This is a genomic window from Caproiciproducens sp. LBM24188, from assembly GCF_054130445.1.
Genome location: NZ_CP196862.1, coordinates 1652668 through 1677453 on the forward strand (window position 1 = coordinate 1652668; position 24786 = coordinate 1677453).

23 protein-coding genes and 1 pseudogene are annotated in these 24786 nt (G+C 48.2%); 18 read left to right on the top strand and 6 right to left on the bottom strand.

The window, feature by feature from the left end:
* Positions 1 to 15: 15 nt before the first annotated feature.
* Together ACSVDI_RS07790 and ACSVDI_RS07795 are read left to right on the top strand one after the other, a co-directional pair.
* The gene (locus tag ACSVDI_RS07790) at positions 16 to 1317 is read left to right on the top strand and encodes a phage portal protein (RefSeq protein WP_457941938.1); all 1302 of its coding nucleotides are present in this window, start codon (positions 16 to 18) and stop codon (positions 1315 to 1317) included.
* A gap of 197 nt (positions 1318 to 1514) precedes the next feature.
* Positions 1515 to 1640 (top strand): annotated as a pseudogene (locus tag ACSVDI_RS07795) (sporulation initiation factor Spo0A C-terminal domain-containing protein); the annotation flags it as partial.
* 338 nt (positions 1641 to 1978) lie between these two features.
* Here the strand turns inward: ACSVDI_RS07795 and ACSVDI_RS07800 are convergent.
* Positions 1979 to 2176 carry a hypothetical protein gene (locus ACSVDI_RS07800; protein ID WP_457941939.1) on the bottom strand — a complete coding sequence of 66 codons (198 nt, stop codon included), beginning with the start codon at positions 2174 to 2176 and terminating at the stop codon, positions 1979 to 1981.
* 134 nt (positions 2177 to 2310) lie between these two features.
* Here ACSVDI_RS07800 and ACSVDI_RS07805 point away from each other — a divergent pair, with 134 nt between their 5' ends.
* From ACSVDI_RS07805 to ACSVDI_RS07815, 3 genes are all read left to right on the top strand, one after another.
* On the top strand, positions 2311 to 3084 hold the full coding sequence (locus tag ACSVDI_RS07805; RefSeq protein ID WP_457941940.1) for a M15 family metallopeptidase: 774 nt from the start codon (positions 2311 to 2313) through the stop codon (positions 3082 to 3084).
* Positions 3085 to 3192: 108 nt separating this feature from the next.
* A complete protein-coding gene (gltX, locus tag ACSVDI_RS07810) occupies positions 3193 to 4659 on the top strand; it encodes a glutamate--tRNA ligase (protein ID WP_457941942.1) in 1467 nt (488 codons plus the stop codon).
* 12 nt (positions 4660 to 4671) lie between these two features.
* Complete coding sequence (locus tag ACSVDI_RS07815) at positions 4672 to 6357, top strand: glutamine--tRNA ligase/YqeY domain fusion protein (RefSeq protein WP_457941943.1); 1686 nt, start codon at positions 4672 to 4674, stop codon at positions 6355 to 6357.
* A gap of 68 nt (positions 6358 to 6425) precedes the next feature.
* On the opposite strand, the gene ACSVDI_RS07820 is transcribed toward ACSVDI_RS07815, so the two are convergent.
* Entirely contained in the window at positions 6426 to 7406 is a 981-nt protein-coding gene (locus tag ACSVDI_RS07820; protein ID WP_457941944.1) for a biotin--[acetyl-CoA-carboxylase] ligase, read from the bottom strand.
* A gap of 199 nt (positions 7407 to 7605) precedes the next feature.
* Between ACSVDI_RS07820 and ACSVDI_RS07825 the strand changes: the two genes are divergently transcribed.
* The 6 genes from ACSVDI_RS07825 to ACSVDI_RS07850 all read left to right on the top strand — a co-directional run bounded on the left by ACSVDI_RS07825 (position 7606) and on the right by ACSVDI_RS07850 (position 12675).
* Entirely contained in the window at positions 7606 to 7803 is a 198-nt protein-coding gene (locus ACSVDI_RS07825) for a DUF951 domain-containing protein (protein WP_457941946.1), read from the top strand.
* A 43-nt stretch (positions 7804 to 7846) separates the two neighbouring features.
* Positions 7847 to 8944 carry a peptide chain release factor 1 gene (prfA, locus tag ACSVDI_RS07830; protein ID WP_457941948.1) on the top strand — a complete coding sequence of 366 codons (1098 nt, stop codon included), beginning with the start codon at positions 7847 to 7849 and terminating at the stop codon, positions 8942 to 8944.
* A gap of 92 nt (positions 8945 to 9036) precedes the next feature.
* Positions 9037 to 10059, top strand: a complete 1023-nt coding sequence (locus tag ACSVDI_RS07835; RefSeq protein WP_457941950.1) for an L-threonylcarbamoyladenylate synthase — start codon at positions 9037 to 9039, stop codon at positions 10057 to 10059.
* On the top strand, positions 10052 to 10666 hold the full coding sequence (coaE, locus tag ACSVDI_RS07840; RefSeq protein ID WP_457941952.1) for a dephospho-CoA kinase: 615 nt from the start codon (positions 10052 to 10054) through the stop codon (positions 10664 to 10666). Before ACSVDI_RS07835 ends, coaE begins: the two co-directional genes overlap by 8 nt.
* Complete coding sequence (locus ACSVDI_RS07845) at positions 10653 to 11270, top strand: lytic transglycosylase domain-containing protein (RefSeq protein WP_457941953.1); 618 nt, start codon at positions 10653 to 10655, stop codon at positions 11268 to 11270. The genes coaE and ACSVDI_RS07845 overlap by 14 nt, the downstream gene beginning before the upstream one ends.
* Complete coding sequence (locus tag ACSVDI_RS07850) at positions 11263 to 12675, top strand: aminopeptidase (protein WP_457941954.1); 1413 nt, start codon at positions 11263 to 11265, stop codon at positions 12673 to 12675. Before ACSVDI_RS07845 ends, ACSVDI_RS07850 begins: the two co-directional genes overlap by 8 nt.
* Positions 12676 to 12722: 47 nt before the next feature.
* Here ACSVDI_RS07850 and ACSVDI_RS07855 read toward each other — a convergent pair whose 3' ends face one another.
* Positions 12723 to 13880, bottom strand: coding sequence for an FtsW/RodA/SpoVE family cell cycle protein (locus tag ACSVDI_RS07855; protein ID WP_457941956.1), 1158 nt, complete (start codon positions 13878 to 13880; stop codon positions 12723 to 12725).
* Positions 13881 to 14066: 186 nt separating this feature from the next.
* On the opposite strand from ACSVDI_RS07855, the gene ACSVDI_RS07860 reads away from it, so the two are divergent.
* The 5 genes from ACSVDI_RS07860 to upp all read left to right on the top strand — a co-directional run bounded on the left by ACSVDI_RS07860 (position 14067) and on the right by upp (position 18148).
* Positions 14067 to 15734 (top strand): formate--tetrahydrofolate ligase, encoded by a 1668-nt coding sequence (locus tag ACSVDI_RS07860; protein WP_457941958.1) that lies wholly within the window; start codon positions 14067 to 14069, stop codon positions 15732 to 15734.
* Positions 15735 to 15831: 97 nt separating this feature from the next.
* Entirely contained in the window at positions 15832 to 16257 is a 426-nt protein-coding gene (gene tsaE / locus ACSVDI_RS07865) for a tRNA (adenosine(37)-N6)-threonylcarbamoyltransferase complex ATPase subunit type 1 TsaE (RefSeq protein WP_457941959.1), read from the top strand.
* A 43-nt stretch (positions 16258 to 16300) separates the two neighbouring features.
* Positions 16301 to 17014, top strand: coding sequence for a tRNA (adenosine(37)-N6)-threonylcarbamoyltransferase complex dimerization subunit type 1 TsaB (gene tsaB / locus ACSVDI_RS07870; protein WP_457941960.1), 714 nt, complete (start codon positions 16301 to 16303; stop codon positions 17012 to 17014).
* Position 17015: 1 nt separating this feature from the next.
* Positions 17016 to 17462 carry a ribose 5-phosphate isomerase B gene (rpiB, locus tag ACSVDI_RS07875; RefSeq protein WP_457941962.1) on the top strand — a complete coding sequence of 149 codons (447 nt, stop codon included), beginning with the start codon at positions 17016 to 17018 and terminating at the stop codon, positions 17460 to 17462.
* A 53-nt stretch (positions 17463 to 17515) separates the two neighbouring features.
* Positions 17516 to 18148, top strand: a complete 633-nt coding sequence (upp, locus tag ACSVDI_RS07880; RefSeq protein ID WP_457941963.1) for a uracil phosphoribosyltransferase — start codon at positions 17516 to 17518, stop codon at positions 18146 to 18148.
* 111 nt (positions 18149 to 18259) lie between these two features.
* Here the strand turns inward: upp and ACSVDI_RS07885 are convergent, their stop codons facing one another.
* Complete coding sequence (locus ACSVDI_RS07885) at positions 18260 to 19198, bottom strand: hypothetical protein (protein WP_457941964.1); 939 nt, start codon at positions 19196 to 19198, stop codon at positions 18260 to 18262.
* Between the two features lie 14 nt (positions 19199 to 19212).
* Positions 19213 to 20412 (bottom strand): tRNA(Met) cytidine acetate ligase, encoded by a 1200-nt coding sequence (locus tag ACSVDI_RS07890; RefSeq protein WP_457941965.1) that lies wholly within the window; start codon positions 20410 to 20412, stop codon positions 19213 to 19215.
* 277 nt (positions 20413 to 20689) lie between these two features.
* On the opposite strand from ACSVDI_RS07890, the gene ACSVDI_RS07895 reads away from it, so the two are divergent.
* Entirely contained in the window at positions 20690 to 21943 is a 1254-nt protein-coding gene (locus ACSVDI_RS07895) for an acetate/propionate family kinase (protein ID WP_457941966.1), read from the top strand.
* A gap of 93 nt (positions 21944 to 22036) precedes the next feature.
* On the opposite strand, the gene pyk is transcribed toward ACSVDI_RS07895, so the two are convergent.
* Entirely contained in the window at positions 22037 to 23788 is a 1752-nt protein-coding gene (gene pyk, locus ACSVDI_RS07900) for a pyruvate kinase (RefSeq protein ID WP_457941967.1), read from the bottom strand.
* A 185-nt stretch (positions 23789 to 23973) separates the two neighbouring features.
* Here pyk and ACSVDI_RS07905 point away from each other — a divergent pair, with 185 nt between their 5' ends.
* Positions 23974 to 24783 (top strand): M15 family metallopeptidase, encoded by an 810-nt coding sequence (locus ACSVDI_RS07905; protein ID WP_457941969.1) that lies wholly within the window; start codon positions 23974 to 23976, stop codon positions 24781 to 24783.
* Positions 24784 to 24786 lie beyond the last annotated feature (3 nt).

The window sequence follows — 24786 nt, forward strand, 5'->3', positions numbered from 1 at the left end:
AGAGAGGGTGATATAATGGATATAAAAAGTGAATTTTGGTTTCAAGATGAAATAAATAAAACAGAGCATATGAAACGTATTTCCAATGTTGTTGATATAAAACAGTATCTATTACGCTTACATAAGGTATTGCAGCGTAAAGATTTTAAGTTTAAGGAAGAAACATATACAACCGCTAAAATCGTTCTGAATACATTGAAATCTATTATAAATTTCCATACTTCCTATGTTGTGGGTAATCCCATAAGCATTACAGGAGAGCAGGAAATTGTAAAGAAATACAATAGCATTTACAAGAAAGGTATGTACACAAAGACCGATTATGAAATTGCAGAGGATTTATATACCTATGGCAATGCCTTTGAATATGTATATTCCGATAATGGGGTGATAAAAAGCAAGGTCATAGCAAATGAAGATTCATACCCTGTATATGATGAACATGAAAATTATGTGGCGTTTATTGAGTATTGGGAAGATATGGAGAATGGACATAAAAACTATATCGTATATACTCCGGCAATGGTTCAGGTGTATCAGGACAATACCCTTGTTGATGAATATGCAAATTTGAGCGGCTTACCTATTTGCTATTCTAGTTTGGACAAGTCCGAATACAATTTCTTTGGTGATAGTCCTTTAAATGACCTTATGCCAATTATGAATCAGATTGAAACTTTGTTAAGCAAATTAGATGATGCAATTAATACCTTGTCTATGAATCCTTTAGGGGTATCTATGGGACAGAGAATCACAGACAGTATTCCTAAAGATATTTGCGGTGCCACATTGAATCTTGAAGATGGCGGTGATTTTAAGTATGTAACTGCTCAAATGGATTATCAGAATATTAAATTGCTATTGGATAGCCTTACACAACAGTTATATGCCGTTGCCAGTGTACCAGCCAGTGTGATCGGACAAGGTAATATTGCAAATGTGTCTGAAATCAGTTTGAAGTTACTTTTTAGCCAGACAGATAACAAGGCAAAACAAATGATTCAGGTGCTTAAAGAGGGTATGTACAAAAGGTTTGAATATATCCGTAAATTGCTTAAAATTCAGGGTGTAACATTCTCTGATGATATGTATGATAGTTTGGATATTACTTTCAGTGTCAATCGTCCAGTGGATACACAAAGCATGATGAATGAATTGAAAACCCAATATGATATGGGTGCTATCAGTAAACAGACAGTGATTGATAAATCGCCTTATACTACTGATACTGCCCTTGAATTACAGAGGATTGCAGATGAACAAGGGGAACGAAATACCGTTCAGCCGACAACAGACGATACACAGATAAATAATTAATATTTAGAACTAAAATATCACTCGTACTTTCATAGCCTTTATTGGGTTAGAACTTGCCTTTATAGGTTCAATATGATATAATCAGACCAATGAAGAAGTGGGGTTCATACCAATAAAGTGTAAGGGTAGAATTATAATCTTCATTGGTTTAGAGCAATTTTTAAAATCATAATAATCCAGTATTCATGCGGTTTTCCGACGTCGATATTCTGAATTCCTATTTTGGTTACACCATTCACAATACACGCGGCAAACCGACCAACAGCGAATTTATCGCAATGATCAGCGACCGTCTAAGACTCCATATGAAGACGGCAAGTTAACACTGAAAAATGCTTGAATACTGGACAAAGTAAGAAACCAGGAATGACTTCAGAGTGAGGAAAGATAGAATATTATATTTTCTTTATTATTGTTATCTTTAAAACGTAATTTTAATAGGCTCCTTTACTTTTGCTGGATTTGAATTTTTATTCTTCTAGGAAAGTAAAGGAGCTTTTTTATGCAGTAAATTATTGATGGAGATCCGCTCCTACCGATGATTTTTCAAAAAGTTTAATATATTGTAGCGGTATGAGCTGATGCAGAGAATTTTAGAAAAGAAACCGATAGATCGGAACGGCATTTAAAGGAGCAGTCGGAGAAAGGTTTTCCGGAATTACTAGCAATGATTGTTTTGATTTCCATCTCCGCCGCTGGTATTCGCCGTCGCGATTAAAGTCAGTTGATCCCCAATCACATTGAAAAGGGCGCCCAGTAAATTTGCTTCGTCTGTGGTTACTTTTTCGGCAATGGCAATGACGATGGCGGTTCCCACTACGGAAAGCGAAACACCGTTGCAATTTTTTGATGGTTCCATGGTTCACCATCTTTTCGTTTTAAATTTTTATATAATACGTTTTCAAAGAATCAAATGCCAAAAAGGACCGGATGAAAGAATGATTTGTTTCGAAAGTATCATAATAATAGCATCAACTATTAGGCGGTGCTAATTTGGATCAGAAAAATCGAGACAAAGCATTAAAAATTTTGGCGGCTGTCATCGCAGGGGTGAGCGTTTCTGCTGCGGTAACGGCATTTTTGTATTTTCCCCATAAGGGGATTATGAGCAACATATTTCGTACTGCTTCGTCGTCTCTTGCTTCCAACAGTGCGGACAGTTCTGCCGTAAAGACGGTCGCTGCACAGGAACAACAATTACACGATTGGAGATTGGTGTTGGTAAATTACAGTCATAAAATGCCGGACAACTTTCAACATGTTATTGTAAATGAGCTCGGGGTTGAAATGGATTCGCGCATTATTGAGCCTTATAAAAAAATGAGGGATGCGGCTGCAAAGGATAACATAACACTTTGGATTTCCTCCGGTTACCGCTCGCCGGAAAAGCAGCAGGCCCTTTTTGAACAGGAGATTAATTCCTACTATCAAAACGGCGTTACTTATGCCGATGCAATTACAAAAGCAGAGTCTTCCGTCGCCAAAGCGGGGTACAGTGAGCACAACACGGGGCTGGCCCTTGATTTGAACGGGGTGCGGGAAGACTTCGGGGGAACGCCTGCTTCCAACTGGCTTCAGGCACATTCTGCAGAGTACGGGTTTGTGCTTCGCTACCCAGCGGACAAGCAGTCTATTACCAAAATAAAATATGAACCCTGGCATTATCGTTATGTGGGCGTGCAGCACGCGAAAGAAATGAATCGGCTGCATATGTGTCTGGAAGAATATGTAGATTATTTGGGGAAAAAAGAAAAAGCGGGCGATTGAATAATCCATTTCAATTTGCTATAATAATTAAATCAGTATTTTTATGCGGAAGCCGGCGCTATTTGACGCGACAGGCATTCCGCCTGAACTTTTTTGGGGGTTACAAAAATGCAGGAGAAAATGGTAAGGACAAGGTTTGCGCCTAGTCCGACAGGATTCATGCATGTAGGTAATTTACGCACGGCACTGTATGAATACTTAATCGCAAAATCAATGGGGGGGAAGTTTGTCCTCCGAATTGAGGATACCGACCAGGAACGGTTGGTGGAAGGCGCGGTTGATATCATATACAACACATTGCGGCAGGTTGGACTGCAGCATGATGAAGGCCCGGACATCGGCGGTGAATACGGCCCGTATGTTCAGAGCCAGCGGAAGGATATTTATCTGCCTTATGCCGAACAGCTGGTTCGGGAAGGAAAGGCATATTATTGCTTCTGTACCAAAGAACGTCTGGAATCCCTGCACTCCGGCAATGGGGAAGGGGAATTCGGCGGTTATGACCGGCACTGCCGAAATTTGCCGAAAGAAGAGGTAGAGCGTTTGCTTGCCGCAAAGACTCCGTATGTCATTCGCCAGAAAATGCCCATTGAAGGCTCCACAACCTTTGAGGATGCCGTTTATGGTTCCATTACGATTGAAAACAAAGAGCTGGAGGACCAGATTCTAATTAAATCGGACGGGTATCCGACCTATAACTTTGCCAATGTAATTGATGACCACCTGATGCATATTACGCATGTGGTGCGGGGATGCGAATATCTGTCCTCTACACCGAAGTATAATCTGCTGTATCAGGCGTTCGGCTGGGAAATCCCAACCTATGTTCATCTTCCCCTGATTATGGGCAAAAACGACGACGGAACGGTTTCCAAGCTGTCAAAGCGCCACGGTTCCACCGGCTTTGCCGATCTGATTCGGGAGGGCTATCTGCCGCAGACTATTGTGAACTACATAGCACTTCTGGGATGGTGCCCGAAAGAAAACCGGGAACTGTTTACGCTTTCGGAGTTGGCTGAGCATTTTTCCATTGACGGAATCAGCAAATCGCCGGCGGTTTTTGACTACGATAAGCTGACATGGTTCAACGGGGAATATATCCGCGCCATGTCGCAGGAAGATTTTATCGCGGCGGCCATGCCGTATTTTCAGCAGGTTTTCGGCGCTGCACAGTTAAACTGGCCGGTGCTGGCTTCCATTTTACAGCCGCGTGTTACAAAGTTCACGCAGATTCCCGAAATGATTGCATTTTTGAAAGAGCTGCCAGACTATCCGGCAGACTTCTTTGTCAATAAAAAGAGCAAAACGAATCTGGAAAATTCCGCAGATATGCTGAACGCCGCGATTTCCGCACTGAGCGAACTGCAGGAGTGGACGGTGGATTCCCTGCACGAAACTTTAATGGGTCTGGCACAAAAGCTGGAAGTGAAAAACGGAACCCTGCTGTGGCCGGTACGCATTGCGGCTGCCGGTATGCTGGTAACGCCGGGCGGTGCGATTGAAATTCTTGCGATTCTTGGAAGAGAAGAATCCCTGCGGCGGCTTTCGTTTGGGCTTGAGAAATTAAAGGCATAAGGAGCGGAAAATATGAGTGATGAAGTGATAAAAGAAGAAATTTCGGAAGGTTCCGGAAATTTCATTCATACTTTGATTAAAGAGGATATTGCTCCCGGAGGGCGTTTTGAGGGCAAAACGGTGCATACCCGCTTTCCACCGGAACCGAATGGCTACCTGCACATCGGCCATGCAAAGGCGATTTGCATTGATTTTGGCACAGCGGAAAAATTCGGTGGAATCTGCAACCTCCGTATGGATGACACGAACCCGACCAAAGAGGATACCGAATATGTTGATGCGATTCAGGAGGATATCCGCTGGCTCGGCTTTACCTGGGACGACCGGTTCCACTATGCGTCCGACTATTTTCCACAAATGTATGAATTTGCATGTCAGCTGATTCGGAAGGGCCTTGCGTATGTGTGCGAGATGACGCCGGAACAGATGAAGGAAAACCGCGGCGATTTGTCGCATCCCGCTGTCAGCCCGTTCCGTGACCGTCCCATTGAGGAAAGTCTGGATTTGTTTGAACGGATGAAGAACGGAGAGTTTGAAGACGGGAAAATGACGCTCCGAGCAAAAATTGATTTGGCCTCCGGCAACTTTAATCTGCGCGATCCTGTGATTTACCGCATTAACCATATGGCGCATCACCGCACTGGCGAAACCTGGTGCATTTATCCGATGTACGACTTTGCGCATCCGATTGAAGATGCTTTGGAACATATCACCCATTCGCTTTGCTCGCTGGAGTTTGAGGACCATCGTCCGCTGTACGACTGGGTTATCAATAATATCGACCTTCCGTCTAAGCCGAGACAGATTGAGTTTGCGCGCCTTGGCATCAATAATACCGTAATGAGCAAGCGCAAGCTCCGTACCCTGGTGGAGAACCATTATGTGACCGGCTGGGATGATCCCCGTATGCCAACCCTATGCGGCCTGCGCCGCCGTGGCTACACCCCGGCTTCCATTCGGAATTTCTGCGACCGCATCGGTGTTTCCAAAGTTAACAGCACGGTGGAATACGGTTTTCTGGAGCACTGCCTGCGGGAAGACCTGAATATAAAGGCACAGCGCACCATGGCGGTGTTGAACCCGGTTAAACTGGTTATTACCAATTATCCGGAAGATAAAACCGAACTGTTTGAAGTGGAAAATAATCCGGAACGTCCGGAGGATGGAACCCGGACGGTTTCTTTCTCCCGCGAAGTTTGGATTGAGCGGGAAGACTTTATGGAAGAACCTGTAAAGGGATACTTCCGCCTGTTCCCCGGTAACGAGGTCCGTCTGAAAACGGCTTACGTGGTCCGCTGCACCGGATGTAAGAAAGCGCCGGACGGCACCGTAGAGGAAATCTATGCGGAATACGACCCGCAGACGCGGGGCGGCAATACGCCGGATGGCCGGAAAATCAAAGGCACCATTCATTGGGTGGATGCCAAAACTGCCGTAGATGCCGAGGTGCGCCTTTATGACAGCCTATTTACCGTGCCTGACCCGGAAGCGGGCGATTATTTGCAAGAGCTGAACCCCGATTCGCTGCGAGTCCTGAACGGCTGCAAGGTGGAACCTTCCCTGAAGGAAGCAAAGGTGGGGCAGTCCTTCCAGTTTATGCGTCAGGGCTATTTCTGCCTGGATAACCGCGACAGCACGCCAGAGCATTTGGTGTTCAACCGTTCTGTATCACTGAAAGACAGCTTTAAAAAGAAATAAACAATCAAAAAGTGGGTGCCGGTGAGGGAGTTTTTCTTCCAACATCAGCACCCGCTTACTTTTATGCCTTATTGCCCGTATATTCCCTGTACGGTTACTTCTCCAGAAAATACTGGAACGGTTTCGCCGTTTTCACACCGCACGATCAGTTCTCCTTCCCGGGAAATATCAATGGCCGTGCCGGTCGCTGGCTGCCCGTTCCGGGTGAACCCCACGGTGCGGTTCAGGGAAATACATTGCTTTTTGTAATCTTCCAGCAGAGCATCCGGCCCGCTGGATTTCAGCTGTAACAAAAGAGTTTCGAAATTCGTGAGTACTTCCTGCAAAAGAGCGGTGCGCCGGAAGGGCTTACCGCTTTCCAAAAGGAGGGAGGTTGCCTTTACCCGAAGTTCTTCCGGGAACTCTTTCTGGTTTACGTTGATTCCGATTCCAATAATCACATAATTGATGCGCTCCATTTCAGCCGCCATTTCGGTCAGAATACCGCAGACTTTTTTGCTGCCGATTACAACGTCGTTCGGCCATTTTATTTTTGCGTCGCACCCGGTTTGCGCCCGAATCGCCTTGCTCACCGCGAGCCCGGCCAGAAGAGTCAGCAGTGTGACCTGCTGCGGAATGGACTGTGGGCGCAATAGAAGGGTAAACCACAACCCTGTTCCAGCGGGGGAAGACCAGTTCCGACCCAGCCGTCCTTTGCCGCTTTGCTGTTCTTCCGCGATGAACAAGCTGCCGTTCGGCGCGTTTACAAGCGCCTGCCGCTTCGCTTCCTTGTTTGTGGAATCGACGCAAGGTAGAAAATAGATTTTTTTGGCGGTAAAACCCGTGTGCAGGGTGGAGTGAAGCTCTTCTTCTGTGATTAGATCCGGACGGGAAATCAGGCGGTAGCCCCGGTTGGTGACCGACTCAATTTCATAGCCAGCTTCCCTTAGAGCATTGATATTTTTCCAGACGGCGGTTCGTGAAACCTGAAACCGTTCGCTGAGCTCTTCCCCGGAAACAAATTCCTCTGTACTGCTCAGCAATAACAGTATCTGTTCTTTTATCTTCATGTTGTCCTCTCATCCCGTATTCTACGGTATCATTTTTCTTATTTTTTTCAGAATAATTTTATTATAACTGCTTTTTTCTTTGTGTGGCAAGCAAATATGAAAAATATGTTGTTCTATCGGATTGTTTGGTGTTATACTATAAGGGAATTTCGATTCGAAGAACTTCCAAGATGATGCTGTAGAATGGAGGTATGCCGACATGGATGTAAGGCCCGGCGATATCCTGCAGATGAAAAAACCTCATCCATGCGGGAGCAAAACCTTCCTTGTGCTGCGTTCTGGTATGGACTTCAAAATCCGCTGTACCGGCTGCGGGCATGAAGTGATGGTGCCAAGGCTCAAGTGTGAAAAGCATATAAAAAAGATTATCCGGGAAAATACACAGGATGAATTATAGCTTCCTTCAATTTTGCAAACCGTAAATTTGAAGGAGAATTAAAATGTTTGAAAATTTAAACGTTTTTGAGAAACGCTATGAAGAGTTAAATCAAAAATTGTATGACCCTGCCGTGCTGGCCGACCAATCCCTTTACACAGAATTGATGAAGGAACACAAAAATATTACGCCGATTGTCGAAAAATATCGGGAATACCGGAACGCCTGCAAATCTATGGAGGAGTCTTTGGAACTGCTGAACGAAGGCGGGCTGGAAAAAGAGCTGAAGGAATTGGCGGACGAGGAGCTTCAGCAGGCGAAAGAAGACATGGAGCGCACGGCCGAAGAACTGAAAATTTTGCTGCTTCCGCGCGACCCGAATGACGACCGCAACGTAATTGTGGAAATTCGTGCTGGGGCGGGAGGGGAAGAGGCCGCTCTGTTTTCCGGCGCGCTGTACCGGATGTACAGCATGTATGCGGAGTCCCGCGGATGGAAAACGGAACTGCTGAACGCGAACGAAACGGAACTCGGCGGCTTTAAGGAAATCAGCTTTATGATTACCGGCGAAGGCGCGTATTCCCGCCTGAAATATGAAAGCGGCGTTCACCGCGTGCAGCGTGTGCCGGAAACGGAAACACAGGGCAGAATCCATACTTCCACTGCAACCGTTGCGGTGCTGCCCGAAGCCGATGAAGTAGAGGTTGAAATTAACCCGAAAGATTTGCAGATTGACACGTTCCGTTCCAGCGGAGCGGGCGGCCAGCATATCAATAAGACTTCGTCCGCCATCCGTATCACCCATCTGCCGACTGGTATGGTGGTGGAATGTCAGGATGAACGCAGTCAGTACAAGAATAAAGACAAGGCAATGAAGGTGCTGCGTTCCCGTCTGTTTGAAATTAAGCAGAGGGAGCATGACGAGCGCATTGCGTCCGATCGAAAATCACAGATTGGCACCGGGGACCGCTCCGAACGGATTCGCACCTACAACTATCCCCAGGGCCGGCTGACCGATCACCGCATCGGCCTTACCCTGTATCGTTTGGACGATGTGCTGAACGGTAGTTTGGATGAAGTAATCGACGCCCTGATTACCGCGGACCGGGCGGAGAAAATGAAAGATACCATAGAGAATCAGTCGGAAGAACGAGAAGCTTGAAAACCATGTTTTCAAGCGGAATGTTCTGTCCTGTTCCGCTAAGATTCGGGTGGAACTCCGGCTGAAAAAGAAAGGATGCCATAGAAAAAGAAATGCAAACCAAGTTATTAAATGCGAATGATCCGCACGCCGTAGAAACTGCCGCCCAAATTATTCGCGATGGCGGTTTGGTCGGCATGCCGACGGAAACCGTATACGGCCTTGCCGCCAACGCGTTGGACGGCAAGGCCGCAGCAGGCATTTTTGCGGCAAAGGGCCGTCCGATGGACAACCCTTTGATCGTACATATTTCGGAATTTGATCAGATTCATCAGCTGGTGCGGGAACTGCCCGATTCTGCGGTCCAACTGGCGGAAGAGTTCTGGCCGGGCCCGTTGACAATGGTTTTGCCAAAATCCGCGCGGATTCCGGATGAGGTTAGCGCCGGTCTTGATACGGTCGGCATACGGTTTCCGTCGCATCCGGTTGCCCGTGCATTGATTACCGCTGCGGGCCTGCCGATTGCTGCGCCCTCCGCGAACACCTCCGGCCGTCCCAGTCCAACCACTGCTGCGCATGTCATGCATGACTTGGCCGGCAAGATTGAAGCGGTTTTGGATGGCGGCCCGTGCGGTGTGGGTGTGGAATCTACGGTACTGACCCTAGCTACCAATCCTCCGCGCCTTTTGCGCCCGGGTGGGGTTACGCTGGAACAGCTGCGCAGCGTACTCGGGAAAGTCGATATGGACAGCGCGGTTCTGAACCCGCTCAAAGAGGGGGTAAAGGCTGCATCACCCGGTATGAAATATAAGCATTATTCTCCGAAGGCAAACGTAATTATTCTGGAAGGCAGTTTTGAGGCGTATCGGAACTATGTAAACACGCATTGCGAAGAGGGAACTGTTGCTCTTTGCTATAACGGTGAGGGGAAAGAACTGAAAGTGCCCTGCGTTTGTTATGGCGGGGAACAGAACGGGTCACAGCAGGCGCATGAATTGTTTGAAGCGTTGCGCAGACTGGACGAAATGAACGCAAAAACCGTTTATGCGCGCTGCCCGGAGCCGACAGGAGTTGGTTTGGCGGTGTATAACCGCTTGATTCGTGCGGCCGGCTTTGAGGTGCTTCATCTTGAATAAGCCGGTCATTGGGCTCACCGGCCCCACCGGTGCCGGAAAATCCACCGTGGCTCAGGCTTTGAAAGACCTGGGGTGTATGGTGATTGACGCCGACCGGATTGCCCATGAAGTGGTAAATCAGCCCGAATGTGTTTCGGAGCTTGTCCGGGAATTCGGTTCCGACCTTATCCTTCCGGACGGGAGCCTGAACCGAAAGCTGCTAGGCAGCCGCGCTTTTTCTACCCGGCAGAAAACGGACCGCCTGAACGAAATCACACATCCCAGAATTTTGGGTGAGGTTCTGCGCCAGATTGAAGCCGGAAAGGCCGGCAGCGCCAAGGCGGTGATTCTGGACGCGCCGTTGCTTTTTGAAAGTGAAGCAGACCGTTTCTGCGACGCTGTGATTGCCGTGACGGCACCGGCGGATGTACGGCTTGGCCGGATTATGCAGCGGGACTCCATCCCTGCGCAACTCGCGCAGGCGCGAATCCGAGCGCAGCATGACGAAATGTATTACAAAGAACGGGCAAAATATTCCTTTGACGGTTCTCTGCCAATTTATCTAATCCCTGAATCGGCGCGTAATTTATTGGAGAAAATATTTGGAGATTTGCATGAAACGATATAGAAAGCCTTATAAAAAGCCTTTTTTTATTGTAGTTGGTCTGGTGTTGCTGCTCGTTCTTGGCTATTTCGTTTTGTCACGCTGTTACGATTCTTTTATGAAGCAGGCATATCCCCTAAAGTATTCCGAAATTGTTTCGGTGGAAGCAACCGAAAATAAGCTGGACCCAGCACTGGTCTATTCAGTGATAAAAGTGGAAAGCAATTTTGACGCCGAAGCCGTTTCCCACGCGGGCGCCGTTGGACTGATGCAGCTTACCCCCGATACGTTTGAATGGCTTCAGACCAAAAGCAAAAGTGAAAACAATTCGGTGTATACTTCGCAGGATTTAAAAATGCCGAACATTAATATCCGTTACGGCTGCCGCTTTCTTGCGCTTCTTCTCAAAAAATATTCCAACACCCGTACCGCACTTAGTGCCTATAACGCGGGCATCGGTACGGTCAACGGATGGCTGAAGGATTCCGAGGTTTCCAAAGACGGAATAACGCTGGAACACATCCCATATGCCGAGACCCGAAAATATGTCGATGCAGTTTTGAAAAACTATGAAAAATATAAAAGTCTGTATCAATTCAACAGCAAAGGAGAAATGATTAATGGCTGAAAAAATGGAAAATGAAACAGTCAAAAAATTAAAAGAGGAACTGCTGATTAACCGCAAGAACGGTTATTTTCAAATTCCGGACGAAAAGGTAAAAGAAGCGGACCGTTTCTGCGAAGACTACAAAAAGTTCCTGAATGAAGGTAAGACAGAACGCGAAGTTGTGGCGTACGCTGTTAAGGCGGCGGAAAAAGCAGGATTTGTTCCTTATGATTTCAATAAGCAGTACAAGGCGGGCGACAAGGTTTATTACAACAACCGCGATAAAGCGTTGATTCTGGCTGTAATCGGAACGGAAGGATGCAAGAACGGCGTCCGCATCGCAGCATCGCATATCGATTCTCCGCGCCTGGATTTAAAGCCCCATCCGCTTTTCGAAAAGGACGATATCGCGTGGCTGAAAACACATTATTATGGTGGAATTAAAAAGTATCAGTGGATGGCAACCCCGCTTTCCCTGCATGGACGGGTCGTTCTGAAGGACGGCACCAAGGTTGACGTCCGTCTTGGCGAAGAGGACGGCGAACCTCAGTTCTGCATTACCGACCTTTTAATTCACCTTGCTGCTGAGCAGATGGACAAAAAGATGTCCAAGGCAATTGAGGGCGAAAGTATGAATATTTTAGCCGGCAGCCGGCCGGTGCGGGCGGACGAGGGCGACAACCTTGTAAAGCTCAATATCATGAAGCTTATTCATGAAAAATACGGCATGACGGAAGAGGATTTTGTTTCCTCCGATTTTGAGTTTGTTCCCGCCCATAAGGCGACGGATATCGGCTTTGACCACAGCATGATTGGTGCTTACGGTCACGACGACCGTGTTTGCGCGTATCCTGCTTTAATGGCTGCGCTTAATGTGAAAAATCCGAAGAATACGGTCATTACCGTTTTGGCAGATCGTGAAGAAATCGGAAGTGACGGCAATACCGGCCTGAATTCCCAGTTCCTGCACTATTTTATTGCGGACCTGGCACAGTCCGAAGGGCTTAGAACCCGTTATGTCCTGCGTAAATCCAAGTGCCTTTCCGCGGATGTTACCGCTGCGTACGACCCGAACTACGCCAGCGTTTATGAATCCATGAACAGCACGTACCTCAACAACGGAGTGGGTATGTGCAAATATACCGGTGCCCGCGGCAAGAGCGGCACCAGTGAGGCAAGCGCGGAGTTTGTTGCAGAAGTGCGCAATATTTTTGAGCAGAACGACGTTCTGTGGCAGATTGGCGAACTTGGCAAAATCGATGCAGGCGGCGGCGGAACCGTGGCGATGTTCATTGCGAACCTGGATATCGACGTACTCGATGTCGGTGTGCCGGTGCTGTCAATGCATTCCCCGTTCGAGGTGGTTTCCAAGCTGGATGTATATATGACTTATAAGGGCATTAAGGCGTTTTACGAAGCAAAATAAAAAGAGGCGGGCCGAAAGGCCCGCCATTTCTATGCCAAAAGGAAGATTTAACTGAATTTTTTCAAGCTGACTTTATCGGTTACTGTTCGATGCATATGCACGTTCAATACCAATCCAAACCCAAGATATAGACAGGCTGCGGAGGAACCTCCGGCACTGAAAAACGGCAGCGTTACACCCATAACCGGCAGAAGGTTTAAACACATGCCCAAATTGAAGAGCGCCTGTGCCGCCACCATTCCGAAAAAGCCGAAGCAGATGGAATTTCCCATGGCGTCTCCTGCCTTCCGCGCAATATGGAGCGTGCGGAGAAGAAGCGTAAACAAAAGCAAAATAATGAGTACGCAGCCAACAAATCCCAGCAGTTCGCCCGCTACGGAAAAGATGTAATCCTTATCCTGCACCGGAACGAGCCATTTGTTTACACGGGTCTGTTCGTTGTATAATCCGCGCCCCCACAGGCCGCCGCTTCCAATAGACAGTCTGCCCTGCACCTGCTGCAGCCCTTTGTCCAGAGGATCGGAGTCCGGGTGCATAAAAATGGTCAGGCGGTCTTTTTGGTAAGGCTTCAGCATGAATTTGTAAGCCAGCGGAAATGCAACGCAGAGGGATGCAAATACCGCAACAAAGTAACGTAGCTGAACTCCGGAACCAAACGCCATCGCAAGGAACATGCAGAAGAAAATAACTGCGGCACCGTCGTCGCCCTGAAAGTGAACCAGAATAACCGGAACCGCTGCGTGTGCCGCAAGCAGCATAACATGGGGGAAGGAATAGAGCAGCCCACGCTCCTTAACTTCCGAAATATGCTTGGAAAACGTAATCATAAATCCGATCTTCACCAGCTCGCTTGGCTGGAACGTCAGGCCGCCGGGCAGTTTAATCCAGGCCTGCGCATTCACGCCGCCGCTGTTGGTAACGGCCGTTCCTTTCAGCTTGGTATAAAGAATCAGGAACAAACAAAAGCCCGCTACAAGATACCAAAAGCTGGCGATTTCATGGTAATCGATTAATGTGATTAGAATTGCACCGCAGTACCCGAGCAAAATCGCAATCAACTGAATGGTGAAAACGCTTCGCGATTTTCCCTCTGTTGGGATTCTGCTGAGCAGCAGCAGACTGTAGGCCGAGATTGTAAGCATCAGCAGCCAATACAGTTTGTCCGTGCGTTTTAAATAATCAAGCAATGGTTTTAATACGCGCATGAATTCACCTCTCAATCTTACTTATTATAAGATGCGAGCGCACAACATGCAAGCAAATTTCGGAATGGTTACAAAACATTCACAATGATATTTGTGGATAATTCGAATTTCTTTGCCGGTTTTAGTTCATTTTCGACCTGTAATATGATATAATTTTTACATATTTTTGTGTTAGGAGAATGCCTCATGCTCACGGACATTGAAATTGCACAGCAGGCAAAGCTGGTGCCGATTGCACAAATTGCTTCCAGACTGGGAATTCAGGAAGAAGAACTCGAGCCTTACGGCAGGTATAAGGCCAAACTGAACGACGCGCTTTTTCAACACCTGCGGGATAAGCAGGATGGAAAACTAATTCTGGTCACCGCAATTAACCCGACCCCCGCCGGGGAGGGAAAAACGACCACGACCGCCGGACTGGGCGAAGCAATGGCAAAAATCGGGAAAAACGCGATCCTCGCGCTCCGTGAGCCGAGCCTTGGACCGGTTTTCGGCATCAAGGGCGGCGCGGCAGGCGGCGGCTATGCGCAGGTTGTGCCAATGGAGGACATTAATCTGCATTTTACCGGCGATTTTCATGCCATTACCTCGGCTAATAATTTGCTTTGCGCGATGCTGGACAATCACATTCAACAGGGAAATGCGCTTCAAATTGATCCCCGCCGGGTATTGATTAAGCGCTGTCTGGATATGAATGACCGCGCCCTGCGCAATGTGGTCATTGGATTGGGCGGCAAAATAAACGGGGTCCCCCGTGAAGAGGGGTTTTGCATTACGGTTGCTTCGGAAATTATGGCTATTTTCTGCCTTGCCGCCGACCTTGCCGACTTAAAAAAGCGTTTGGGAAAGATTCTGGTTGCCTATACTTATACCGGGGAACCGGTTTATGCCAGTGACCTGAAGGCACAGGGGGCAATGGCCGCTTTGTTGAAAGATGCGATTAATCCAAACCTGGTGCAGACATTGGAAGGTACGCCTGTGATTATGCACGGCGGCCCATTTGCCAATATTGCGCACGGCTGCAACTCCGTGCGTGCAACCCGACTGGCACTGAAGCTAGCTGATTACTGTATTACCGAGGCGGGCTTCGGTTCTGACCTTGGTGCGGAAAAGTTTCTGGATATTAAATGCCGGTTTGCGGGTTTAAAGCCGAACGCGATTGTGGTAGTTGCCACGGCGCGCGCACTGAAATATAACGGTGGAGTCCCCAAAGACCGTACAGCGGAAGAAAATCTGGACGCCCTGAAAAAAGGAATTGTGAACCTTGGCGCCCACATTTCCAACATGAAAAAATACGGCGTTCCGGTTGTGGTTGCTATCAACCGCTTTTTGACCGATTCCGATGCGGAACTTGGCTTTATTGAAGAATATTGCCGTCAGAACGGCGCTGATTTTGCACTTTCCGAGGTGTTTGCAAAAGGCGGGGAAGGCGGAATTGACCTGGCAAAAAAGGTGTGCGCTGCGGCAGAGAAACCGTCCGATTTTCATCCGATTTATTCGGAGCTTGCCCCTGTAAAAGAGAAAATCGGCGCGATTGCACGTGAAATTTACGGCGCAGACGGCGTGGATTATACCTCGCAGGCGGAAAAGTCCATTCGGGAAATTGAAGCGCTCGGCGGGGATAAACTTCCCGTGTGTATCGCGAAAACGCAGTACTCCCTTTCGGATAACGCCGCGCTGCTCGGCCGGCCGACCGGCTTCCGGATTACTATCCGCGATTTGCGGCTTTCCAACGGCGCCGGGTTTGTAGTGGCTTATGCAGGTGATATCATGACGATGCCCGGTCTTCCGAAAGTTCCGAGTGCCGAGCGGATTGACGTGAGCGACAGCGGCAAAATAACAGGATTATTTTAAGGACAGTTAAAAGTCTTTATCTCCGCAAAAAATAAGGCGGGGATTTGGTCAGATCGGCCGTGGTATGCGGCCGGCAGCGAAAGGATAAGACATAAGAATGCAGGAAATTATAACATCGTCCCCGGCTCAGACGGAAGCGCTAGGTGAAAAAATTGCCGCGCGGCTGCGCGGAGGAGAAACGCTTGCCCTGTTCGGCGGGATGGGAATGGGGAAGACGGCGTTTACACGCGGCCTGGCCCGCGGTCTTGGGGTGGAAGACGGCGTTTCCAGCCCGACCTTCGCCTTGGTGCATGAATATTCCGGCAGAATCCCGGTCTATCATTTCGACATGTTCCGCGTGACGGACTGGGACGACCTGTATTCCACGGGCTTTTTCGACTATTTGGAAAGCGGCGGAGTACTGGTGATTGAGTGGAGTGAAAATATCGAGGCTGCTCTTCCGCAAGACGCTGTCCGGATTGAAATCCGGCAGGGAAATGCGGAAAATGAAAGGATTTTCCGGATTGACGGAATAGAAGTTTAAGGAACAAGGTTTTCCAGCAGCTTGTGAAAGGACGGTTATATTATTGAGAATACTGGCGGTTGATTCCTCCGCCACTGCTGCTTCGGCAGCTTTGGTGGAGGACGGCAAGGTACTCGGGGAATTTTACATCAATACAAAGCTGACCCACAGTCAGACCCTGATGCCGATGATAACCAATGTGCTCCAATGTACACGTACGGAGTTGTCTGAAGTGGATTTATTTGCGGTTTCCGCTGGCCCGGGGTCTTTTACCGGAATCCGAATTGGCATTGCAAGTATGAAAGGCCTTGCCATGGCGCAGAATAAACCTTGTGTGGGGGTGTCCACGCTGGAAGCAATGGCGGAGAATCTTTCCCATTTGAAAGGCACTGTCTGTGCGGTGATGGATGCGCGCTGCCAGCAGGTTTACAATGCGGTCTTTGCCGTGGACCACGGCAAAATGGAGAGACTTACCCCAGACCGCGCTCTTTCCATTGAAAGTTTGGCGAAAGAATGCGAAGAAAGTAAAAATTATGAAAAACCGCTCTATTTGGTTGGAGATGGGGCGAAGTTGTGCTATAATATAGAACGGTTTCAGGAACTGGGCGCCGTTCTCCCGCCGGAACCGCTGATTTATCAGCGTGCCTGCGGCGTAGCAAAGGCGGCAGTACGCATTTATGAAAACGGCGGTGCGGTAAGTGCCGCGGCGCTGATGCCTGTGTATTTACGTCTTCCACAGGCGGAGCGCGAGTTGAAAAAACGAATGAAGGAGAAGTAGCATGATAGTGTTGGGAGCCGACCACGGAGGAGTAAAACTAAAGGAAGCCATTAAAAAATATTTGGATGAGCAGAACATAGCCTACAAGGATTTCGGCACATTTGATGAGAACTCGGTTGATTATGCGCCGATCGCGTCGAGAGTTGCCAATGCGATTGTGGACGGCGAAGCTGAGCGGGGTTTTCTGTGCTGCGGTACGGGTATTGGAATGAGTATTGCCGCGAACAAGGTAAAGGGAATCCGCGCTTCCGTCTGCTCCGACCCGTTCAGCGCGGAAATGACACGGCGTCATAACAATGCCAATATCCTTTGTCTGGGCGGCAGAGTGATTAATGAGGAAAAAGCGGTTGAACTGGCGAAGATTTTCCTGAATACGCCTTTTGAAGGTGGACGCCACCAGCGCAGAATTGATCAGATTGCTGCTATTGAACGTGGGGAAAAGCTGTAAAACCGGGACGGTTCCCGTAATGAATAAAGAAAACGAAATTTGGAGGCTGTTAAATGGAAAATCAGGTATTCGTCATGGACCATCCGCTGATTCAGCATAAACTAACTTTATTGCGTGATAAGAACACTGGTTCCAAGGAGTTCCGTGCTTTGGTCAGTGAAATTGCTATGCTGATGTGCTACGAGGCAACCCGTGACCTTCCGCTGGAGGAGACCATAATTGAAACGCCGATGGGCACGGCTCATACCAAGGTAATTTCCGGCAGAAAACTTGCATTTGTTCCGATTTTAAGAGCTGGTCTTGGTATGGTGGACGGTGTGCTGGAGATGGTTCCGGCGGCAAAAGTCGGTCATATCGGCCTGTATCGCGATCATGAAACCCTTCAGCCGGTGGAATATTACAGCAAGCTGCCGCAGGATATCGACGAGCGCGAGGTCATTGTTCTGGATCCGATGCTTGCAACGGGCGGTTCGGCCATTGATGCGATTACAATTATCAAACGCAGCAATCCAAAATGCATTAAATTCATGTGCATTATTGCCGCGCCGGAAGGACTGAAGGCGCTAACGGAAGCGCATCCGGATGTTCAGGTCTACTGCGCTGCCGTGGATGATCATCTGAACGAAATAGGTTATATTGTTCCGGGCCTTGGCGATGCAGGGGACCGTATCTTCGGAACAATCTGATTCTGGTTTTAAAATTTACATATGTATTCAAAGAGGGCGGCCGGTGAAAACCAGCCGCCCTTTTTAACTCGATTTACAATTAGAAAAAGAAGAATGGGGATACTCATAAATCTATTTCAAATTAGCAATGTATTCATCAATGTCGTCTTCCTCCGTCGGCACATCCCCATCTGTTTTGTAAAGCGCGAGGTTTTCCACATGACGGATTCCTTCCCCAGGCTCCATATTATACAGGGGGCTCAGCGTCTGCATTTCCACATAATCCCCACAGACGTATGTTTCATACGAACAGCCAAAGTCCGGATACGCCGCCTTAGCATTATGAACGAAACGTTTGACCAGTGTATAGCCGTGGTTGCTGTATGCCGCCCAGCCCAAAAGGTTGTTGCATCCAATTTTTAGCGGCTCGGCGATTTTTGGGTCGTGCCGGATGGTGATAAATTTATTGGATAAGGAAATTCGATTGTCATGAAGATCTGTATAAGGCCAATAGGAAAGCAAGCGGTTCGGCAGAATCAGGTTGTCCGGCGTGTTTTCGCGGTTCTGCGGAATCAGTTCTGTTCCCCCTCCATTCAGCATGGTGATCGCACAAAGCGCAAGCGTTTGATTTTCCTTTGACTGATTTTTAGCAGTATGAAGAATCATAACGTCGGTGGCGCCTTCGCCAAGTATGATTTCAAAACCCAGCTGAATCTCGTTCTTCTTTTGGCGGGCGGGGGTAAAGCTGACGCCGTCCGGAAGAATTCCATAAACGACTGGATCGTTGTCGGGGTAATAACTTTCCGGCATACGCTCGGGGCTAATCCAGACGCGGTGCCCGCCGTAACAGTAAAATGCGGCATTCTTTCCGTAGCGCTCTGCAATGCTCGGATTGTGATTTACTAGCTTTCGCTCTAAGTCGTTGTACAACACATTTTCTTCGTTTACAAAGCCAAACCGAACAATCCGCGGGCCCACTTCAATGGTTACAACAAGGTCAATCAGGCCGTTGCTGATCTGCACGCATCTGCCGTAATTTTCATACTGAATTTCCTTTACTTCAGCTGCCATATCAATACATCCTTTCAAAATGAAGGCGAAGCGATGATTATGCCGGTGGTTCGATCCAGCCCGCACGGGGCTGATTCCGGCATACAAAGAGCATAAAGATCGGTTGCTCTGTTTTCTAATTCAATCACATTTTTAGCCCGATTGTCAAGCAATAAAATGTCCGAGGAATGGCTGATTATCGGTAATTTTTTGACATTTTTCGCACGCCGCAGGATTTCCGTTCCGCGGTTATTCATTCCAAGCACCCGCAGATAGGGGGGAGTACCCTGATTCATGCCGGAAGTTACGCCGAGAAAGGCCGAAAGCACAATTCTTCGAATACGAGCGTGCGTATAACGCTTTGATTTGGTAAGCGAAAAAACTTCTTCCAAAGTTGAGGCTTTTTTTACCGCTTGAAACAGCCGGTTTTCCAACCCTTCGCTGAGGTCCGGCAGCGATGCATACTCCGATTTTTCCATTGTTCTTAGTTTCGCCAGAATGGCCCGTTCCATGCACAAAAGGGAAACGGGAGCCCGTCCGGCTTCGATTTCTTCTTTTAGAATTTCTGCGCTGGACGGCGGCAGCAGTTCGCAGTAATTTCCTTTGGAAAGCACGGTGTTCCGGATTTTAGAGGCGGAAGCGATTGGCGAATCTGAATTCTGTTCGTCGTGCGCTGCCCCAACGCGGCGGATGGTAAACGGAATCGCTTTTGCGTTCAGCTGATTCAGCGCTTTTATATACTCAATTCCCAGAATGTTGTTCGGTTCATTCAAAAGGCAGGCAGTTTTGGTCCCAAACAGGGATTCCACGGCATTCATCCGGGCCCGTGCATAGGTAATTCCTTCCTGCAGTTCGCGCCGAATTTCTGCCTGCAGCCCGGGGTCCAACAGTGCATTTGCCGCCTTGGTCAGCGCCTGCACATCCCCGCACTCGCTGCCAAAGCCCAGCCAGTCCACGCCGAGGGCGTCCGCCAGTACAACGCCGCCCAGTGCGAATTTTTCCGCTCCCGCAACGGCCCATGGCAGAGGCAGTTCCACCACCAAGTCAACCCCGCAGGACAGCGCCTGCTTTGTTCGTGCCCATTTTGACAGCAGGGCGGGTTCGCCCCTTTGGACGTAGTTTCCGGTCATGATGGCGGCAACATGAGTCGCACCAGCTTTTCGCGCCTGCTGAATCAGCGCGGCATGTCCGAAATGAAAGGGATTATATTCGGAAATAATACCGCATACCTGCATTTTACATGAAACTCCTTGAATTTGATGGTTCAATGTACTATTATAATATACATGTTTCCTGTTACGGATTCAACCGTCAGACAAGCCTCTTTACAAAGGAATTACCAATTTGAATAAAAGCAGCAAACTGTTTTGAATCATTCCTTTCCGTGCAGTTTCCGCACGGGGAATATTCGTTTGTTCCATGGGAACGTTTTGTTTCTCTTTTCCTTCATTGCGGTAATTGGAAAGATAGGCCTCGGACGGAAAAAGGAATATTTTAGGAGGAAGAAAGACATTGAAAATTCTCGTTATTAATGCGGGCAGCTCTTCGCTGAAGTATCAGCTGATTGATATGGATACTGAAGCTATGATCGCGAAAGGCAACTGCGAAAGAATCGGTATAGAGGGCGGTACTTTCAGCCACAAAACTTCAGATGGCCGGAAGAAAGAAATGAAGGTCAACATGGCAAACCATACTGATGCTTTCAAGCTGGTTACCGCCGCTTTAACCGATAAGGAAGTCGGCGTAATTAAAAACCTTTCCGAAGTTGCGGCTATTGGCCACCGCGTTGTACAGGGTGGTTCCATTTTCAAGAAATCCCTTTATATCAACGATGAAGTGATTGAAGGAATCCGCAGCCTGATTCCACTGGCTCCGCTTCATAACGGCCCCGAACTTCAGGGAATTCTTGCCTGCCGTGAAGTGTTTGGCAAAGATGTTCCGGAGTGTGTTTCTTTTGACACTTCCTTCCATTCCACTATGCCGCAAAAGGCATATATGTATGCGATTCCCTATGAATATTATGAAAAATACAAAATCCGCCGTTACGGATTCCATGGTACCTCTCATCGTTATGTGAGCAACCGCTGCGCACATCTGATGCATCAGCCGTTGGAAGACATCAATATGATTACCTGCCACATTGGCAACGGTTCCTCCATTGCTGCAATTAAGGGCGGTCAGGTAATTGACACCAGTATGGGTCTGACCCCGCTGGATGGCTTCATGATGGGTACCCGCTCCGGTTCGTTGGATCCGTCCATCGTAACGTTCATTATGGAAAAAGAGGGCTTGACCTCGGCGCAGATGGACGAAATTCTCAACAAGAAATCCGGACTTCTCGGCATTGCCGGTTACAGCGACGACCGCGATGTAACCAAGGCGGAAATCGAAGGGGATCCGAGAGCGATTCTTGCGCATGAAATGCTTTACTACCAGATTACAAAGCAAATTGGCGCTTACGCAGCCGCAATGAACGGCGTGGACGCAATCGTATTTACCGCCGGTTTGGGCGAAAATCAGGCGCATATGCGCTATGCTATCTGCCGTGGCCTGAAATACCTTGGCCTGCGGGTTGACGCGGAACAGAACGACAAAATGGTTTCCGGCGCAGAAGGAAAGATTTCCGCCTTTGATTCTAAGGTTTCCGTTTATGTCATTCCGACCAACGAAGAACTGGTAATTGCGCGCGACACCAAGGAAATTGTGGAAAAGCTGAACTATGCTTCCACAGAAGACAAGACGGTCGTTGATTTGGAAGATATTTGACTGCAACGGCTTTCAAACAAATGAACAAAAAGGATGCTGCCGGGAATTCGAATTCGGTCAGCATCCTTTTTCTTTGAATTATTTAGCAGGAGATCAGCACTTTTGAACGCCGCTGAACACAATGCCGCGCGCCGCGTCAAGCGTAACAGTCGTTCCGCTCTTTAGAATTTTCGTCGCGCTTTCCGCGTTGACAATAACCGGCTTGTCGAGCGCTAGTCCGACAATAGCCGCGTGCGAATTCATACCTTCGGCCTCTGCAATAATGCCGGACGAATTTTTCAGAAGATTTAAGATTTTATTGCTTGTCTGAGGAATGACAAGAATATCGCCGTTTTTAAACTTTTTCAGCGCTTCTTCTTCGCTGGAACAAACGCACAGGTTTGCACAGACGCTGCCTTTGGTCACACCCATTCCCGAAACCAGCACGTCGCCGACAAGTTGCACCTTCAGAAGATTGGTGGTGCCGGATACGCCAAGCGGAACGCCGGCGGTAATTACAACCAAGTCGCCGTTTTGTACCAGATTGTGGCTGCGTGCAACATTCACAATATGGTCGAAAAGTTCATCCGTATTATTTTTTTCGTCCACCATAATTGGGATAACACCCCAGGAAAGATTCATCTGCCTGCGCACGGTGGGGTCGGTTGTGCCGCTGATGATGGGGCATTCCGGACGGTATTTGGAAATCATCCGGGCGGTTCTTCCGGATTTTGAAACCGTAATAATAGCAACTGCACCGAGATCGTGCGCTGTGGTGCAGGTCGCGTGGGAAATGGCAGAGGTTACGTTCGGCTGGTCCTGCACGTCACGTTTGGCAAACCGGGCTTTATAGTCAATGTCCTGTTCGGTACGCTCTGCAATGCGCGACATGGTTTTCAGCGCGAGAACGGGGTACAGGCCCGCGGCGGTTTCACCAGAAAGCATAATCGCGCTGGTCCCATCATAAATCGCGTTGGCAACGTCGGTTGCTTCCGCACGGGTCGGCCGGGGATTTTTGATCATGGAATCCAGCATCTGGGTTGCCGTAATTACCTGTTTCCCGGCGTTATATGCTTTTTTAATTAATTGCTTTTGTATGACCGGAATTTCCTCCATGGGAATTTCCACGCCGAGGTCGCCTCTGGCGACCATGATGCCGTCCGACACACGGATAATTTCGTCGATATTTTCCACACCGTCGGAATTTTCAATTTTTGCGATAATGCGGATCTTATGGCAGTTCAGCCTTTCCAGTTCGGTGCGTAAATCAATAATATCCTGTGCGCAGCGTGTGAAGGACGCGGCAATAAAGTCAAAGTCTTCTTCCACGGCGAAGGCAATGTCCTGTTTGTCCTTTTCACTAATGAAAGGAAGCGACAACTTAATTCCCGGCACATTGATGCCTTTGTGAGCGGAAATGACCCCGCCGTTTACCACGGTGCAGTGAATGTCAGTGTCTGTGCAAAAATCCACCTTTAATTCAATCAGGCCGTCGTCAATCAGAATTTTCGCCCCGGTGGAAACTTCCCGGGGAAGATTTTGGAACGTAATGGAGGCTGTGGTTTCGTCCCCGACAACGTCGCGGGTTGTCAGCATAAATTTGCTGCCCGCCTTCAATTCAATTTTCGGCTGTTTAAAGTCCCGAACGCGGATTTCGGGCCCCTTTGTATCCAATAACAGAGCCACCGGAAGGTCCAATTCTTCCCTCAGTTTCTTCACGGCGTCCGACCGGACTTTTTGTTCCGCAGACGTGGAATGCGAAAAGTTCAGCCGTGCCACATCCATTCCGGCAAGCATCAACTGTTTCAATACTTCCGTATCGTCCGTTGCCGGACCAAGCGTACAAATAATTTTTGTTTTACGCATATCACAGACTCCGTTTCATTAAAAAATAACATTAAAAATTTACCCATTTTATATGATACTACATCTATAAAATAAAATCAATTTTCCTACATGATATTGTACATTGCTCTGAAAATAATAAATTGGTTGAATTGTTTTAATGAAAGATATACAATGATTACAGCATAATATGGAGAATATGAATAATGAAAATACAGCGAAACAAAGTGATAAAATCAAGATCCGGATGGCAGAAAGCCGATCAGGTCAGGCGGATTAAAATCGTAATGACGGTCGTAGCAGTTGCGCTTTGCCTGTCTGTGGCGGCAGGTTCCGTTTTGGCCTGGATGCAGCTTCGTCATCCGTTCGGTACGGCTTCCTCTTCCAGCGCGGTTCCGAGCAGTATGCCTGTTTCCTCCGGGGAAGAAACACTTCCGGTTTACGATGATACTTACAATTTAACGTTAGTTAATTCCAGCCATCCGTTGGAACCAGAGTTTGTTTTTCAGCCGAAGGAGTATCAGGGAATCCTAGTGGATGAAAGAATTTTTCCCGCATTGGAGAAAATGATGCAGGATGCGGAAAAAGATGGCTGCCCGCTGAAACTTTCCGGCGGCTATGTAAGCGCAGACCAGCAGGATAAACAATACCAGTCCCTTGTGGAAAGCCTGAAAAAGCAGGGCATGTCGCAGGTTCGGGCAGAAAATCAGGCGCAGAATACGGTTGGGCGCGGTGGTTATAATGAGTTCCAAACTGGAATGGCGGTTGTATTTTCCGCAGAAGGGGAAAAATCGGATACGGATTTTAAAACTACGGCGCAGTACCGCTGGCTGAATAGCAATAGTCTTCGTTACGGCTTTGTGCTTCGTTTTCCACAGGATAAAACCGAGATTACGGGGCGTAGCTTTAACCCGCGTTGTTTTCGTTATGTTGGGGAGGAAAATGCGGAGAAGATGAGGGAATATTCCATGTGTCTGGAAGAATACGCATCTTACCGGAGCAAAACCGCGGAATAAACA